Source organism: Algoriphagus sp. AGSA1, assembly GCF_021390545.1.
In the GTDB taxonomy this organism is placed as follows: domain Bacteria; phylum Bacteroidota; class Bacteroidia; order Cytophagales; family Cyclobacteriaceae; genus Algoriphagus.
On the sequence record NZ_JAJUWR010000017.1, the window covers coordinates 52,074 to 66,755 of the forward strand.

Consider the following 14,682-nt stretch of genomic DNA (forward strand, 5'->3'; position numbering starts at 1 on the left):
AGGCTTTAAAAATCAAAAGTGAATACCGCAAAACCCAGTTCGTCCTCTACATTGACATAGGAGTAGAGCTTGCCGTCTTTGAAAAAACCCGCTGCTGGGATTTTTTCAAGACCTTCAAGCTTTGCTTCGCCTTTTAGGGTTAGCTCTTTGTCATAGGCAAATAGGTAGTGGTTATATTTTTTTGGGGAATCAGTGCTGGCACGAGAAAGTCCTATGCTGGCAAATCGATAGTATCGCTGTGTATGCTCATCCCAGTAAAAACCCCAATAGTCTATTTGGGTATGGAACTTTTCTCTTTCGGCTTCCAGCTCCAAGGGACTGTGCACTACATTTTTGACTTTTACGTCTTTCTCCAAGGGAGTTAATTCATGGGGGAATTCCTGATACCATAAACTGTCCAGCTCTGGGTTATAGATATAGATGCCATTTCCTACAGTAGAGGATATTAAAACCAGATCGTTTGGTTGCTCAAGTCTTACTAGTTCCCCTCTTCCATCGCCTCCATCTCTGCCGCTATTATACTCGACTTTAAATTTTTCTATTTTATCAAACTCCGGGAGTTCAACTATTTTTTCTGTCTGACCCGAGGAATTCATCACAGCAAAATGTTTCTTCTCCACTTTAAACATAAGTGGCAATGAATAAAACTTTCTTCGGCCCAAATCCACTTGAAGCTCATAAGTTAGATTTAGGCCAAGAGGAAAGTCTTGTAGAAGTTCTTCTTTATTAAACTCAATAGCCCGAATTTTCTTTCCGGTCTTGGAAAATACCGAAGTAGATCCTAATAAATCCTGAACCCAAAAATTTCCATCTGATAGCCTTTTGAATAGGTAAACAAACCTACCTATTCCATCAGGCCCCTCTTCCTCAAAGGGATAATTATTGGTTAATTTTAAGGTGTTAAGGTCTATCTCATGGAGGGTAGGCCTCGAGCGATCAAAGAAACAAAATTGGTCTTTACTTGGTGAAAGGGAAACATAATTAGCACCTAAATGCTTCAGGTTAATAATCTCCTCACCAGGATCAACCACTAGGGTGTCAATGGAAAAAGTTAGGTTTTCAAGGATGTTCTTGGGCTCTTCTACGACAGCTATTTCTTCGGTTGTTTGTTTCCCTCCGCAGGCAAAAAGTAAGGTTAGAAGTAAGAATGTCAGTAGGTTTTTCATGGATTCAAAAGTTAAAAGTGAATACCGCAAAACCCAGTTCGTCCTCGACATTGACATAGGAGTAGAGCTTGCCGTCTTTGAAAAAATAGAATCTGGGACGCTGGGTTATCTTTTCGAATATGGTTTCTCCTAAAAGATTTAGTTCGGAGTCGTAAACGAATAAATAGATAATCGATTTATAGCTTTCTTTATTTTCTATATCGGAGATATCTTCAATAGTTGAGGAAATGATCTTGTGCCCTAATCTGAAAAACTGCCTTCTGCTTTCATCCCACATAAATTTATGAAAACTAATTTGGGAGGATGATTTTGCTGTTTCGGCAAAAAATTCATCCTGACTGGACACCTCATTTTTTAATGATCCGGTTTTGGCATTTTGCACAAGTTGATGTTGAAAAGTGGTGAGTTGCAGCGAATCTTTTTGATAATCATATCTATATACTGAGGAGGTGACCTCATTGGAGATAAAGAGCGTTCCATTAATTTCCCGGAGGCTGGACTGGGGTACTGCCATTATACTTCGATCACTCATCATAACACTAAAATCGCTTGCTACATCCAAAGCAGGTAAATCGATAATTTCTCCTGTTCTTTCCTTTGGATTTAATTTTACCAAATCTTTCGCACCGTCATTGAAATAACCTGTTAGAGAAAACAGCCGATTTTGATCCGAAGTCATTAGCATTTGGTAGTTGAAGGGAGAATCCAGCTCTAGCCCATCAAATTCGGCTTTATGTAATTTGAAGGATTCCAGGTTCTTTCCATTTCGGTCAAAGATCCCAGTTGCCTGGAAATTTGTAAATAGAAACTGATCATTTGAAAGTACCTGAATACTTTGGACATATTCCCCAACCCCGTTGGGGCCTTCCTTCTCAAAGGGGAGAAACTCCCTTAATTTCAATTGATCTAGGTCCACGACCGATAACTTATGATCATTGTTATTAAATAAATATAGTGTTTTATTGTCCTTAGATAGACTTGACGAAAGTTCCAATTGGAATTCGTTGGCAATCGTTATGAATTCATCTCCAGAATCCACAACCACCGTGTCCACAGAATAGCTCAAGTTTTCCAGTATATTCCCAGTTCCAGATTTTTCCGCATCACTCTTTCCTCCACAGGATAGGAGAAGTGCCAGAACGGAAATAGTAAGTAGTTTTCTCATAGGCTTTAAAAATCAAAAGTGAATACCGCGAAGCCCAGCTCGTCCTCGACATTGACATAAGACCAGAGCTTGCCGTCTTTGAAGAAACAGCTTTCTAGAAGTGCATTGAGGCCTTTGAGAAGTGTCTCTCCTAATAGGTTGAAATTCTGATCATAGGCAAATAAGTAAACTTCGTAATCAGCTGGTTCTTCTTCTGTTTCACCCAATATGGTCTTACTTGCGAGTCGGTAGTGTTTGGCAGTTGAACTATCCCACATAATTTCTCTATAGGAAATCTGACCAGCCACTTTTCGATATTCAGTCCAAAAATCTTTTTCAGTACTTACTTCATTTAAAACTTCCCCTGTTTTTTCACTAGGAGCAATTTTATGGGGAAAATCAAAATACTCTAAATTTTCGGTCTTGGTATCATAGCGGTATATCCCACTTCCTACAGTACAGGTGATTATTAAAATGTCATCAATTAGATTCAGTGAATAGTCTTCAGTTTCAAGTGCTTTTCCATTTTCTGTGTTCCAGAATAGACTAAAATTTCCTGCTTTCTCCATTTCGGATAGCTTGATTATTTCCCCTTTTATGTTGCTAGGATCTAGTATTGCCAGATCTCTAACTCCTGTGAGGCAATCTCCTGGTAAAGAATAGAGAAGTCCCGATTTTGGATCCATAAGGATTTCATACATGAGGGTAAAAGGATTAAGAGTATCGAGCCCATCAATATCACTTGCTCCTATACTTACTCTTGAAAGTAAGTCGCCATGTAGATTGTATATTCCGGCTTTTGATAAAGAAGGAACCATAAGCGTTCCATCCGGTAAAACTTGAAAGTATGAGCTCTTGCCTATTCCATTTGAACCTTCCAATTCAAATGGATAAGTGGCTTTGATTACCATTTGATCCAGATCTATCTCTCGAAAAACAGTCTGTTGCCTATCAAAAAGTATAAGTGAAGTTCTGTCAGCTGAAAGATCAAAATAGTGCAAACCATGATTGAGATTGATGATTTCACCTTTGACATCTACTACCACCGTATCCACCGAATAGCTCAGGTTTTCCAGGATATTGCCCGCCTCAGCGGATCCTTTCTTTTCACCTGATCTCCCACAGGAAAAAAATAACGCAAAACAAGCAAACAGTAAGGGTTTCCGCATTCTAAAGAGTTTAGAATGGAAAATAGTTAATTCATTGCAGAATAGTTAGTTAATAAATCTAAAAAATTGTCGGACAGCAATAATTGGGATCTGCTAATTAAAGTATCGCCCCATTCAGGGCTCCAATAAAAACAACATCTCCCTGCCCTGCACTGCGTACAGGGTCATGAATAGTCAGGCTCCTTCGGAGCTGAACCAGGAATAAAGTTGAAGCTGTGCAATTTCCTTCATGTAATCTGCGCTGATCTGCGTCTTTATCCGCGGAAATCTGCGGAACCTAATCTAAAATCCCCTAAAAATATTCCTTTCCCTAATCCACCGACTCCATCAGCGTGCGGAAGGGCATGGCTTTTTCGCCGTATCTTGCCTGGGTTTCGTAGCGAAGTTCCTTCGCAAAGCGGCTTTCGTATTCGATCAGTTTTTTGGTGTTTTCCGCAAAAAATTGCACCGAATAGTTGGTCACACTATCATCTGGGCTATTGAGCAGCCGAAAGAACCTGTGTTCAATAAACAATCCCGTAGCGAAAATTTCAGGAATATGGGTCACTTTCATCCACTGGACAAAATCCTCCTCAATCTCATTGGAAACAGTAAACGTGATGTTGTAAAGAATCATAGCAGGGGATTTTGGATGGAATTTCGTTTTTTTGCAAACAGATTTGAGATTTCAAAGTTAGGAATCCATACACAAAAATTGAATTTCCATTACCCAAAGCTTCGTAAAATATGCATAAAATAGCCCACGCACCCCCAGAGGCACAGAATAAGCGACTGATCATCGCTAAAATCGTGGTGGTTGCCTTATATGCAGTGGGGGTAGTTGGCTTGAGTTTGCCGGAATATAGGGAGATGTTTCTGAAGCTTACTCCTGCCCAGTTGTTGGTCTCCCTGGTGATTTTATTGGGATTTCACAAGGGCTGGAATGAGGCTTTCCCCATCTTTGCCACTGCGGCGTTTTGGATAGGATTCGGCGCTGAGGCCATCGGCATCCACACGGGGCATCTATTTGGGGATTACGTATATGGACCTACCTTAGGCCCCAAGCTCTGGCAAGTCCCCATCGTGATCGGGGTCAACTGGTTTTTGTTGGTGTATCTGACCGGAACTGTCTTTCACCGAGTGACTGACAATGACTACTATGCCGCGCTACTTGGGGCTACGGCGATGGTAGTGATTGATTACATCCTGGAACCGGTGGCTGTAGCCTTGGATATGTGGCATTGGAAGTTTGAGATTATCCCTGCAGGAAATTATTTCTCGTGGTTTGCAGTGGCATTTCTAATCCATCTGATCTACAGAAAGGCCAATTTCGAAAGGGGGAATCCTTTGGCAGCCTGGATGTTGGTAGCAATGATTCTTTTCTTTACTATGCTTAACTTCACCTTGGAGCTGTGAAAGCACAAAATAATTTGAGGCCAGATGGGTATAAAGCATAGGGATTTGGAGTAAATAAAGTCGCAATCTATAGAGATATAGGATGATTACGTTATGCTATTTGCAGCCTCTCCGTACTACCTGACTAATTAAAACAGAACTTGAAGTATTGCCCAAACAAAACTTAACTACTCTGGTTGTTACTCTAATGATAGAAGCGATAGGTTTAACCATATTGGGATTTGGATTGATGGAGCTATCCGGCTGGGCTATCCACAAATATCTTATGCATGGCCCGCTCTGGATGATCCATAAGACACATCACAAGCATTCCGGCTCCTTTTTCGAGTTAAATGACCTATTTTCGCTTCTGTTTGGAAGTATTGCCGTGTTGCTGATATTCTTGGGAGTGGAAGAACTGGACTACAGATTTTGGTTGGGAATAGGGATTAGCTTATATGGCATGCTGTATTTCCTTCTTCATGACATATTGATCCACAGACGTATTAAGTGGATGAACCGACCGAAAAGCCATTTTCTGCAGGGGATTTTGAAGGCTCATCAAGCCCATCATTACAGTGACAAAAGGGACGGAGCAGTATCTTTTGGGCTTTTTTTGGTTCCAAAAAAATACTTTAAGAAAAAAGACAGGTGAGCAACTACTCGATAAAAGATCTGGAACAACTCTCCGGAATCAAGGCGCATACGCTGAGAATCTGGGAACAGCGCTACAATCTGCTGAATCCAAAACGGACGGATACAAATATCCGCTATTATGATGATGCGGACCTGAAGCTTATCCTGAACGTATCTATGCTAAACGCACATGGCATGAAGATCAGTAAGATTGCGGCCATGTCTTCTGCCGATATCTCGCAGGAGATCATCAGGCTAACTGACCAGTCTGTGGATCACAACGACCAGATCCAGGCACTTACCATCTGCATGATCGAGATGGATGAGGACAGGTTTGAGAAAGTCCTTTCTACCAATATCATCAAGTTAGGCTTTGAGGACACTGTGCTGAACGTGATTTACCCTTTTCTCTCGAAAATCGGTATTCTCTGGCAAACCGGGGCAATCAACCCGGCACAAGAGCATTTTATATCCAACCTTATCCGGCAAAAACTTATAGTGGCAATCGATGGGCAGGTGGGAAAAAGCAATGGCAAAACCTTTATGCTATTTCTCCCTGAAGGTGAGTTGCATGAGCTTTCACTACTTTTTAGCTCCTATTTAATTAAAAAACATGGGCATAAGGTCATTTATTTAGGACAGAGTACTCCACAGGAGGATTTGATTTCTGTTTATAAGCTCCAAAAGCCAGAGTATCTGCTTACCATCATCACCTCAGCGCCTTCGGGCGACAATGTACAGGACTACGTATGCTGGATGGGCAAAGAATTTGGACAGAGTGAAATATTCATCACAGGCCTGCAAACTTTAGAGCAAGCTATCGAGATCCCCTCCAATATCCGTCTGCTCACCTACGCCAAGGAAATCAAGGAAGTCTTTTTACAGATGGAACATAAGTCTGTTTAGTTTTTACAAATAAATTTTAAACAAAAGCATTCTAGGAAGAATGCTTTTTTTATGTCCCAAAACATAAAAAAGAGGCATATTACCTTATAAAACTGTTGATAAGAATATCATTTTGTTTAACTTTTTATTATTTTTATTAAACATTTTCTTTTAATTCCGTTTAATGATGTGTATGTTTGATCAAACAAAAACCACTACATCATGACTACCTTGGAATTCAGTTACTCGCTCCATCAACTTTCTAGTGTGCTAAAGCCATTTGCCCTGAAACTGACAAAAGATCTTGACGACGCCAATGACCTACTTCAGGACACTATGGTGAAAGCCTATACCAACCAGGACAAATTCGCTGAAGGCACCAACCTAAAGGCATGGCTTTACACGATCATGAAGAACACCTTCATCACGAACTACCAGAAGATGGTACGCCGAGCTACATTTGTGGATACTACTGAAAATCTGCATTACCTCAACTCAAGCGAAGCGGTTATAGAAAATTCAGCCTATGGAGATTTTACTATGGAGGATATCTATGAGGCAATAGACCGTCTTGATGAAGTTTTTAGCACGCCATTTTTACTGTATTACAGAGGATTCAAATACCATGAGATTGCCGATCGTTTAAGTATTCCGATTGGAACTGTGAAAAATAGGATTCATATTGCCCGCAAGTATCTCAAAGAAGATTTGATGGTTTATAAGCATCTTAACTAAGCAAATGAAACAAAAACATGCAGTAGTGATAGGTTCGGGATTTGCCGGACTATCTGCTGCCACTCACCTTGCTGCCAACAATTTTTCTGTCACCCTCTTGGAGAAGAATGATTCTCCGGGAGGAAGAGCCCGAAAATTCGAAAGCCAGGGCTTCACTTTCGACATGGGACCTAGCTGGTATTGGATGCCCGATGTTTTTGAGGATTATTTTTCGCATTTCGGCAAAAAACCTTCGGATTACTATGAACTCATACGCCTGGATCCTTCCTATGCAGTGATCTATGGTAAAAATGATATACTTAACATTCCTGCCAAACTAGATGAATTTAAAGCTCTCCTGGAGGAAATAGAACCTGGGGCAGCATCGCAACTAGATCTTTTTCTCGAGCAGGCCAAGTATAAATATAACGTGGGCATTCACGATCTGGTAAAAAAACCCAGTCGCTCCCTACTCGAATTTGCATCTTTGACACTGATGAAAGACATGATGCGCATGGATATATTCCAGTCCATGTCTTCCCATGTACGCAAGTTTTTCAAATCAGAAAAAATTATCCGGCTAATGGAGTTCCCGGTACTTTTCTTAGGGGAAACAGCCGAGAACATTCCTGCGCTATACAGTCTGATGAATTATGCTGATATCGCTTTAGGGACCTGGTACCCCAAAGGTGGAATGCATGAAATCATCAAAGCAATGGTGGAACTCGCTGAAGAAAAGGGAGCAAAAATCCAATATAATGCCGAAGTGGAAGAGATAGAGATAGAAAGGGGGGAAGCAAAGCGTATTAGGCTGGTGAATGGCCAAAAGATAGAAGCTGACGTAGTTATAGCGGCGGCAGATTATCACCATGTGGACAGACATCTGATCAGTCCGAAATACAGTAACTATAACGAAGAATACTGGGACAGTAGGGTCCTGGCGCCTTCTAGCTTGCTTTTCTACCTAGGTGTCAATAAAAAGCTGAAAAACCTTCGTCATCATAATTTGTTCTTCGACGAACCTCTCGGGCCACATGCTGATGCTATCTATTCCCATCCGAGGTGGCCCGAAGCACCCTTATTCTACACCTGCATCCCATCGATCACAGATGAGTCGGTAGCGCCCCAGGGAATGGAAAACTTGTTTTTACTCATACCACTTGCACCAGACTTGGCAGATTCAGAAGAAACAAGAGAGAAATATTATGGGCTCATCATGGACAGGCTGGAGAGAATCTCCGGTCAGGAAATACGTAAACATGTGATCTATAAAAGATCCTATGCACATTCCGATTTCAAAGCAGACTATAACGCTTATAAGGGGAATGCTTACGGATTGGCCAATACCCTGAAACAAACAGCCCTCCTAAAGCCATCACTCAAAAACAAAAAGGTAAGAAACTTGTTCTACACTGGACAACTCACGGTACCTGGACCGGGGGTCCCACCCTCACTGATATCAGGATATGTGGTTGCAAAAGAAGCGATTAAAGAAAACTCATTGAAATAAGTAACTTTAGGAATTATGGATGCAAAGGAGCTATTTGACCAAACCAGTCTGGAGTGCGGGAAGCTGGTGACTCAGCGATACAGCACCAGTTTTACGCTTGGAATCCAGACCCTGGACAAGAAATTCCATGCGCCGATCTACGCTATATATGGATTTGTCCGCTTTGCAGATGAGATAGTGGATACGTTTCATGCTCATGACAAAGCCAAATTACTGGCTGAATTCCGTCATGAAACATACCGATCAATAGAGTCTGGCCTTTCACTGAATCCCGTTCTTCACGGATTTCAGCTGATGGTGAATAAATATGATATTGACCTGGATTTGATTGAGGCTTTTTTTAAAAGCATGGCAATGGATCTGGATTTCAGTAAGTACAATGACAGTAGATATCAAGAATATATTTATGGATCGGCTGAAGTAGTAGGTCTGATGTGCCTGAAGGTATTTGTAGAGGGAGATATCACCATGTATAACCGCCTGAAACGACCTGCCCAAATGCTGGGATCCGCATTTCAGAAAGTAAACTTCCTACGTGATATCAAGAGTGATTTTGAGGAGAGAGGGAGGGTTTATTTTCCTGGGGTTTCGTTCGAGATGTTCGATAAATTTGCAAAAGGGCAAATCGAAGAGAACATCCAAAAGGATTTTGATGAAGCACTTCTTGGCATATCCCAGTTACCGGACGGCGCAAAACTAGGTGTCAAAGTTGCCTACCTATATTATCAAAAACTGTTCGATAAGATCAAGGGACTTTCAGCGACCACTATCACCCATGAGCGGATTCGGATTCCTAACTCCCAGAAGTTTTCATTGCTTATAGGAACCTACTTCGGAAGCAAACTGGGCCTGAGTTGACTATGGACAACTATCTCTATTTAGTGGTAAACCTCTTCACACTTTCCTTTCCTCTCCTTCGTTCTTTTGAGCCAAAAATCAGGTTTGCCAGCAAATGGCACGCCTTGTTTCCTGCTCTCCTAATCACGGCAATCTTCTTTCTAATCTGGGATCATTGGTTTACAGTGACAGGGGTCTGGGAATTCAATCCTCGGTATTTACTTGGAATATACCTTTTTCAAATGCCTTTGGAAGAATGGCTTTTCTTCTTCACCGTACCCTTTGCCTGCGTTTTTATTTATGAAGTGTTGATTTATTTTTCCCCAAAAGACATTTTTCAGCCTGTGGCAACACCATTTGTTTTCATACTTATACCTTTCCTACTGATCTTGGCTTTTTTTAATCTTGACAAAACATACACTTCCGTCAATTTCACTGTTGGCGCTGTGGCTTTGGGAATCCACTGGCTACTCTTCAGGGACAAATACATGGGCAGATTTATATTTGCCTACCTGGTCCATCTCGTCCCCTTTATCATTTGCAACGGTATTTTAACCGGCGGGCTAACTCCTGAACCGGTTGTGATTTATAATAATTCGGAAAATCTTGGCATTCGAATCTGGACTGTCCCGATCGAAGACACGGTTTATTCCATGACTTTGTTGCTTGTAAACGTATCGCTGTTTGAATATTTGAGAAATAGGAAAACATTTCAAAGATCTTAGGGTTATTAAGGTATGAAGAATCTTCACGTTCAAATTGATGTGCATTCTGGCTTCTGCTTTGGTGTAGTCTATGCTATCGAGATGGCAGAAGAAATCCTCGACGAAACAGGGAACCTGTATTGTCTGGGTGATATAGTGCATAATGACGAAGAGGTAAAGCGCCTGAAAAACAAAGGGCTGAAGATTATTGACCATGATGTATTGAAGAATCTCCATAATGAAAAAATCTTGATTCGTGCCCATGGTGAACCACCATCTACCTATGAGCTTGCCATCAAAAACAACCTAACGCTGATCGACGCAAGTTGCCCTGTGGTTCTCAAGCTGCAACATAGAATCAAGAATTCCTTCGATAAGGGTGACTCCATTTACATTTACGGAAAGCATGCCCATGCCGAAGTAATCGGACTATTAGGTCAGACCAATAATGAGGCGGTGGTATTTCAGGATATTTCTGAACTGGACATGGAGACCATTCCCAAAAACATCGCACTGTATAGCCAGACGACCAAGAGCACCGACAAGTTCTATGAGATCAATGATTTCCTCAAAAATGCAGACATTCAAGTAAATACGAATGACACCATCTGCAGACAGGTCTCCAACCGTGACAAAGAGCTAAGGGATTTTTCCGGGAGATTTGACAAAATAGTTTTTGTGAGCGGCACCAAATCATCCAATGGTAAAGTGCTCTATAATGTCTGCAAATCAACCAATCCAAACACGTATTTTGTCTCCAACCGGGATCAGATTGATGCTGAGTGGTTTAAGGAAAATGATCGTGTAGGTATCTGTGGAGCCACATCTACCCCTATGTGGCTGATGGAGCAGGTGAGGGAAAAAATCCTGTCTTTATAAAAAAACATTCCCAACTTTCCGATATGAAGCGAGAGATCATCCATTCTACTATAGATCCAAAGGGAGTTCTTATCGCTTTAGGAATTATTGGCCTATGGCTTTTAAGCTTAATATTTCTGCTGAATTACTCCATATCCTGGGCCGATCCTTTGATTTATATGGGAGTGGTGATTCAAATGCATCTATACACAGGCCTTTTTATCACGGCACATGATGCCATGCATGGGTTGGTTTCCTCGCACAAGAAAGTAAATAAGGCTTTCGGATGGATATCCGCACTACTTTTCTCTTTTAATTTCTATAGCAGACTGTTCCCAAAACACCATGAGCACCACAGATTTGTAGCTACCGACCAAGATCCTGATTATCATGAATCTGGTCATTTTCTTGCCTGGTATTATAGCTTTATCAAGCAGTACGTCACAGTTTGGCAGATTATACTCATGGCCGTCACCTTCAATATTTTGAAGCTTTATCTTCCTATGGAAAACCTAATCGTTTTCTGGATGATTCCAGCCGTGTTATCCACATTTCAACTTTTTTATTTTGGCACCTATCTGCCTCACAAAGGAGAGATTGATAATATACATCGTTCGACAACCCAGGCAAAAAATCACTTTTGGGCTTTTATCACCTGTTATTTCTTTGGCTATCACTACGAACATCACGATTCTCCTGGCACACCTTGGTGGAGACTTTGGCGTGTTAAAGAGCTTCAAAACCCAAAATAAGATTAAACTATTTGGCACCTATCATCGAGAATAATGAGGACAACTCTACTACTTTTCTTTATTTTATCTAATACACTTACAGTTTTTTCACAAGGTATCATCCGGGGAAAAGTAACCAACCCTATTAATAACCAAGCGGTGGCTTTTGCCAATGTCATCGTATTGAACACTGAATTAGGGGCAATTTCTGACGAAAATGGCTACTACGAAATCACCGGTATTCCTGCGGGATTATATAACGTCAAGGCAAGTTTCGTGGGTTTCAAACCGAAAACGGCATTTGAAATCCAGGTCACTTTATCCCGCTCTGTCCAATTGGATTTTGAGCTACAGGAAGAGGCTTCGGAGCTTTCGGAGGTAGTGGTGAGTTCTGAGTTTTCCCGCTCTGAAGAGACTCCCCTGTCAGTAAGAAAACTCAATTCGAACGAAATAGAACGCTATCCCGGAGGAAACAGAGATATCTCGAAGGTAATTCAAGCCCTCCCAGGAGTAGCAAGCACCCCAAGTTTCAGAAATGATATTTTGATCCGAGGCGGGGCGCCAAATGAGAATAAGTTCTTTATCGATGAAATCGAAGTGCCTGTAATCAACCACTTCGCCACACAAGGCTCATCGGGTGGACCTGTAGGTATATTGAATGTGAATTTGATCAAAAATGTGGATCTGATCGCAGGAGGGTTTCCCGCAAACAGAATGGATGCCATGAGCTCATTCTTCGAGTTTCAACTTAAAGAGGGGCGTAGGGACAAGATGGCTACCCAACTCACGGTAGGTGCTTCAGAGCTCACACTCTCAAACGAAGGGCCTCTCGGAGAAAAAACAACCTACTTGCTTTCGGCTAGAAGGTCATATCTTCAAGGACTGTTCAAACTTTTGGATCTGCCATTTTTACCCACTTTCAACGATTTTCAGCTAAAGACCACCACAAAACTTGACGATAAAACGGAACTGACTTTCTTGGGCGTCGGCGCCATAGATAAGTTTGTACTGAACCAAAACATCCCTGACGGAGAATCTGAACAAGACCTGGAAAATAGACTATACCTTCTGGGTGTGCTACCAGTTCAAAATCAGTGGAATTATACTACCGGCGTGAAATTGAAGCGTTTCCGGGAAAATGGCTTTTGGACTTTCGTCCTCAGTAGAAACATGCTGAATAATTATTCAGAAAAATATACCGGCAACGATAAAAGCTCACCGGACAATTTGCTCTTTAATTACCTCTCTCAGGAATCTGAGAATAAAATCCGTGCAGAGAACAGCATTTTTAAAGACGGATTCACAGTAAAGTATGGAGTAAATTATGAGTATTCCAGGTACTACATTAAAAATTTCGACAGATCTACACTCGCTGGCAGCGGTGAGGTAATCAATGTGGAATCGACCACCAATTTCAATCTCTATGGGGCGTTTCTTTCTGCCAGCAAAAATTTATACAAGGAGCGGCTGTTGATCTCAGGAGGAATCCGGATGGATGGAGGAGACTTCGCCAAAACCGCAAAAAACCCATTAAACCAGACCAGCCCAAGGGTGTCGTTTTCCTACCAGCTCAAGCCTAATCTCTTCGTCACTGCCAATGCGGGGATCTATTATCAAAAACCATCGTACACAGTGCTCGGCTATCAGGGGAATGACGGAGAGCTGATCAATCAGCAAAATGATGTAAGATATATCCGAAATTCACAACTGATCACCGGGATCGAATGGTTGGTTCCTGACAAAAACAGACGCTTCACTGCTGAGGTTTTTTACAAGAAGTACAGCAATTATCCTTCTTCAGTCCGCAATGGCATATCCTTGGCCAATTTGGGTGCAGATTTCGGGGTCATAGGCAATGAACCGGTGGAAAGCAACTCTCAAGGAAGAGCATACGGCTTGGAGATGCTTGCGCAACAGCGTCTGTTCAATGATTTTTATGGAATTGCAGCACTGACTTTGGTACGAAGTGAATTTTCCAATCCTAACACGCAGGGCTTTATCCCTTCTTCCTGGGACAACCGCCTCATCGTAAGTTTGACGGCAGGCAAGCGCTTTAGCAACAACTGGGAAATGGGTGCTCGATGGAGATATCTAGGCGGAACACCCTACACTCCGTACGATTATGACGAGTCTAGCCAGATCAGCACCTGGGATCTCAGAAACCAGCCAATTCTTGATTATACCCAGATCAATGCCGTCAGACTGAAGGGTTTTCATCAGCTGGATATCAGGCTGGATAAAAAGTACTACTTTCCTAAATGGAGCCTAAACTGGTATGTTGATATACAGAACGCATATAACTATCAGGCAGAGCAGCCCCCCTTACTTGTACCCATTCGAGATGACTCCGGGAATATTATGGTGGATCCAAACGACCCAAACCGCTACCAACTCAAATATCTAACAAATCCGGCCGGTACTATTCTACCTACCCTGGGAATAATAGTGGATTTTTAATCAGGGAATAAGAGCATCTAGAAGTTTGATTATCCTAATCGTTTGTTCATCCATCTGCTCACTGCTATAGATATACTCTACCCAATATCGTTGATCTGCCTCAGACAGCAATTGAAAAAGCTCCCATTTGCCAGGGTCATCTTTAAGACATTCAATCAGTTCTGTAGGTGCTTGGTAAGGAACATCCTTTCTGAAAAGCCTGACGAACACAATATCCCCTTCTTCTTTCTTGATTTTGGACCGTATTGCTTTGGCTACAGGGAGAAATACACAGCCATTTCCCATCGGCATGAGATGCTTTCCCTCAAACGTGAAATCATCTATACTTCCAGAAACTTTCATCATTCCAAACGCTTTGAAAGCAGAGAATATTCCCTTGTCAAATTTGACATATGTCCATCCGCCCTTGCCCTGCATGCGATCCAGCAAATACTCTCCTTCTACTAATAACTGCATAAAAATTACAATTCAGAAATGGGCTACTCCATCACAATATA

The 14,682-nt window shown here is 41.7% G+C and carries 15 protein-coding genes; 10 read left to right on the forward strand and 5 right to left on the reverse strand.

Features of this window, described 5'->3' with window-relative positions; genetic code table 11:
- Positions 1-5 precede the first annotated feature (5 nt).
- The 4 genes from LZF95_RS14775 to LZF95_RS14790 all read right to left on the reverse strand — a co-directional run bounded on the left by LZF95_RS14775 (position 6) and on the right by LZF95_RS14790 (position 4,095).
- A complete protein-coding gene (locus LZF95_RS14775; protein ID WP_233755868.1) occupies positions 6-1,166 on the reverse strand; it encodes a DUF4221 family protein in 1,161 nt (386 codons plus the stop codon).
- 4 nt (positions 1,167-1,170) lie between these two features.
- Entirely contained in the window at positions 1,171-2,331 is a 1,161-nt protein-coding gene (locus LZF95_RS14780) for a DUF4221 family protein (protein ID WP_233755869.1), read from the reverse strand.
- A 5-nt stretch (positions 2,332-2,336) separates the two neighbouring features.
- On the reverse strand, positions 2,337-3,479 hold the full coding sequence (locus LZF95_RS14785) for a DUF4221 family protein (RefSeq protein ID WP_233755870.1): 1,143 nt from the start codon (positions 3,477-3,479) through the stop codon (positions 2,337-2,339).
- A gap of 310 nt (positions 3,480-3,789) precedes the next feature.
- Entirely contained in the window at positions 3,790-4,095 is a 306-nt protein-coding gene (locus tag LZF95_RS14790) for a DUF4286 family protein (RefSeq protein WP_233755871.1), read from the reverse strand.
- Between the two features lie 110 nt (positions 4,096-4,205).
- On the opposite strand from LZF95_RS14790, the gene LZF95_RS14795 reads away from it, so the two are divergent.
- From LZF95_RS14795 to LZF95_RS14840, 10 genes are all read left to right on the forward strand, one after another.
- Complete coding sequence (locus LZF95_RS14795) at positions 4,206-4,874, forward strand: carotenoid biosynthesis protein (protein WP_233755872.1); 669 nt, start codon at positions 4,206-4,208, stop codon at positions 4,872-4,874.
- A gap of 187 nt (positions 4,875-5,061) precedes the next feature.
- On the forward strand, positions 5,062-5,508 hold the full coding sequence (locus tag LZF95_RS14800; protein WP_233755873.1) for a sterol desaturase family protein: 447 nt from the start codon (positions 5,062-5,064) through the stop codon (positions 5,506-5,508).
- A complete protein-coding gene (locus LZF95_RS14805; protein WP_233755874.1) occupies positions 5,505-6,395 on the forward strand; it encodes a MerR family transcriptional regulator in 891 nt (296 codons plus the stop codon). Before LZF95_RS14800 ends, LZF95_RS14805 begins: the two co-directional genes overlap by 4 nt.
- 201 nt (positions 6,396-6,596) lie before the next feature.
- Positions 6,597-7,109, forward strand: coding sequence for an RNA polymerase sigma factor (locus LZF95_RS14810; protein WP_233755875.1), 513 nt, complete (start codon positions 6,597-6,599; stop codon positions 7,107-7,109).
- 4 nt (positions 7,110-7,113) lie between these two features.
- On the forward strand, positions 7,114-8,598 hold the full coding sequence (locus tag LZF95_RS14815) for an NAD(P)/FAD-dependent oxidoreductase (protein WP_233755876.1): 1,485 nt from the start codon (positions 7,114-7,116) through the stop codon (positions 8,596-8,598).
- A gap of 15 nt (positions 8,599-8,613) precedes the next feature.
- A complete protein-coding gene (locus tag LZF95_RS14820; RefSeq protein WP_233755877.1) occupies positions 8,614-9,456 on the forward strand; it encodes a phytoene/squalene synthase family protein in 843 nt (280 codons plus the stop codon).
- Between the two features lie 2 nt (positions 9,457-9,458).
- The gene (locus LZF95_RS14825) at positions 9,459-10,160 is read left to right on the forward strand and encodes a lycopene cyclase domain-containing protein (RefSeq protein WP_233755878.1); all 702 of its coding nucleotides are present in this window, start codon (positions 9,459-9,461) and stop codon (positions 10,158-10,160) included.
- A gap of 12 nt (positions 10,161-10,172) precedes the next feature.
- A complete protein-coding gene (locus tag LZF95_RS14830) occupies positions 10,173-11,018 on the forward strand; it encodes a 4-hydroxy-3-methylbut-2-enyl diphosphate reductase (protein WP_233755879.1) in 846 nt (281 codons plus the stop codon).
- 23 nt (positions 11,019-11,041) lie between these two features.
- Positions 11,042-11,749 (forward strand): fatty acid desaturase, encoded by a 708-nt coding sequence (locus LZF95_RS14835; RefSeq protein ID WP_233755880.1) that lies wholly within the window; start codon positions 11,042-11,044, stop codon positions 11,747-11,749.
- A gap of 33 nt (positions 11,750-11,782) precedes the next feature.
- Entirely contained in the window at positions 11,783-14,185 is a 2,403-nt protein-coding gene (locus tag LZF95_RS14840) for a TonB-dependent receptor (RefSeq protein ID WP_233755881.1), read from the forward strand.
- Here the strand turns inward: LZF95_RS14840 and LZF95_RS14845 are convergent, their stop codons facing one another.
- Entirely contained in the window at positions 14,186-14,641 is a 456-nt protein-coding gene (locus LZF95_RS14845) for a DUF1905 domain-containing protein (RefSeq protein WP_233755882.1), read from the reverse strand.
- Positions 14,642-14,682 lie beyond the last annotated feature (41 nt).

Coding starts and splice junctions, on each gene's coding strand:
- LZF95_RS14790 (WP_233755871.1), bottom strand. CDS start 4,095: ATGATTCTTTACAACATCACGTTTACTGTTTCCAATGAGATTGAGGAG.
- LZF95_RS14780 (WP_233755869.1), bottom strand. CDS start 2,331: ATGAGAAAACTACTTACTATTTCCGTTCTGGCACTTCTCCTATCCTGT.
- LZF95_RS14830 (WP_233755879.1), top strand. CDS start 10,173: ATGAAGAATCTTCACGTTCAAATTGATGTGCATTCTGGCTTCTGCTTT.
- LZF95_RS14845 (WP_233755882.1), bottom strand. CDS start 14,641: ATGCAGTTATTAGTAGAAGGAGAGTATTTGCTGGATCGCATGCAGGGC.
- LZF95_RS14800 (WP_233755873.1), top strand. CDS start 5,062: ATGATAGAAGCGATAGGTTTAACCATATTGGGATTTGGATTGATGGAG.
- LZF95_RS14835 (WP_233755880.1), top strand. CDS start 11,042: ATGAAGCGAGAGATCATCCATTCTACTATAGATCCAAAGGGAGTTCTT.
- LZF95_RS14775 (WP_233755868.1), bottom strand. CDS start 1,166: ATGAAAAACCTACTGACATTCTTACTTCTAACCTTACTTTTTGCCTGC.
- LZF95_RS14815 (WP_233755876.1), top strand. CDS start 7,114: ATGAAACAAAAACATGCAGTAGTGATAGGTTCGGGATTTGCCGGACTA.
- LZF95_RS14840 (WP_233755881.1), top strand. CDS start 11,783: ATGAGGACAACTCTACTACTTTTCTTTATTTTATCTAATACACTTACA.
- LZF95_RS14810 (WP_233755875.1), top strand. CDS start 6,597: ATGACTACCTTGGAATTCAGTTACTCGCTCCATCAACTTTCTAGTGTG.
- LZF95_RS14825 (WP_233755878.1), top strand. CDS start 9,459: ATGGACAACTATCTCTATTTAGTGGTAAACCTCTTCACACTTTCCTTT.
- LZF95_RS14820 (WP_233755877.1), top strand. CDS start 8,614: ATGGATGCAAAGGAGCTATTTGACCAAACCAGTCTGGAGTGCGGGAAG.
- LZF95_RS14795 (WP_233755872.1), top strand. CDS start 4,206: ATGCATAAAATAGCCCACGCACCCCCAGAGGCACAGAATAAGCGACTG.
- LZF95_RS14785 (WP_233755870.1), bottom strand. CDS start 3,479: ATGCGGAAACCCTTACTGTTTGCTTGTTTTGCGTTATTTTTTTCCTGT.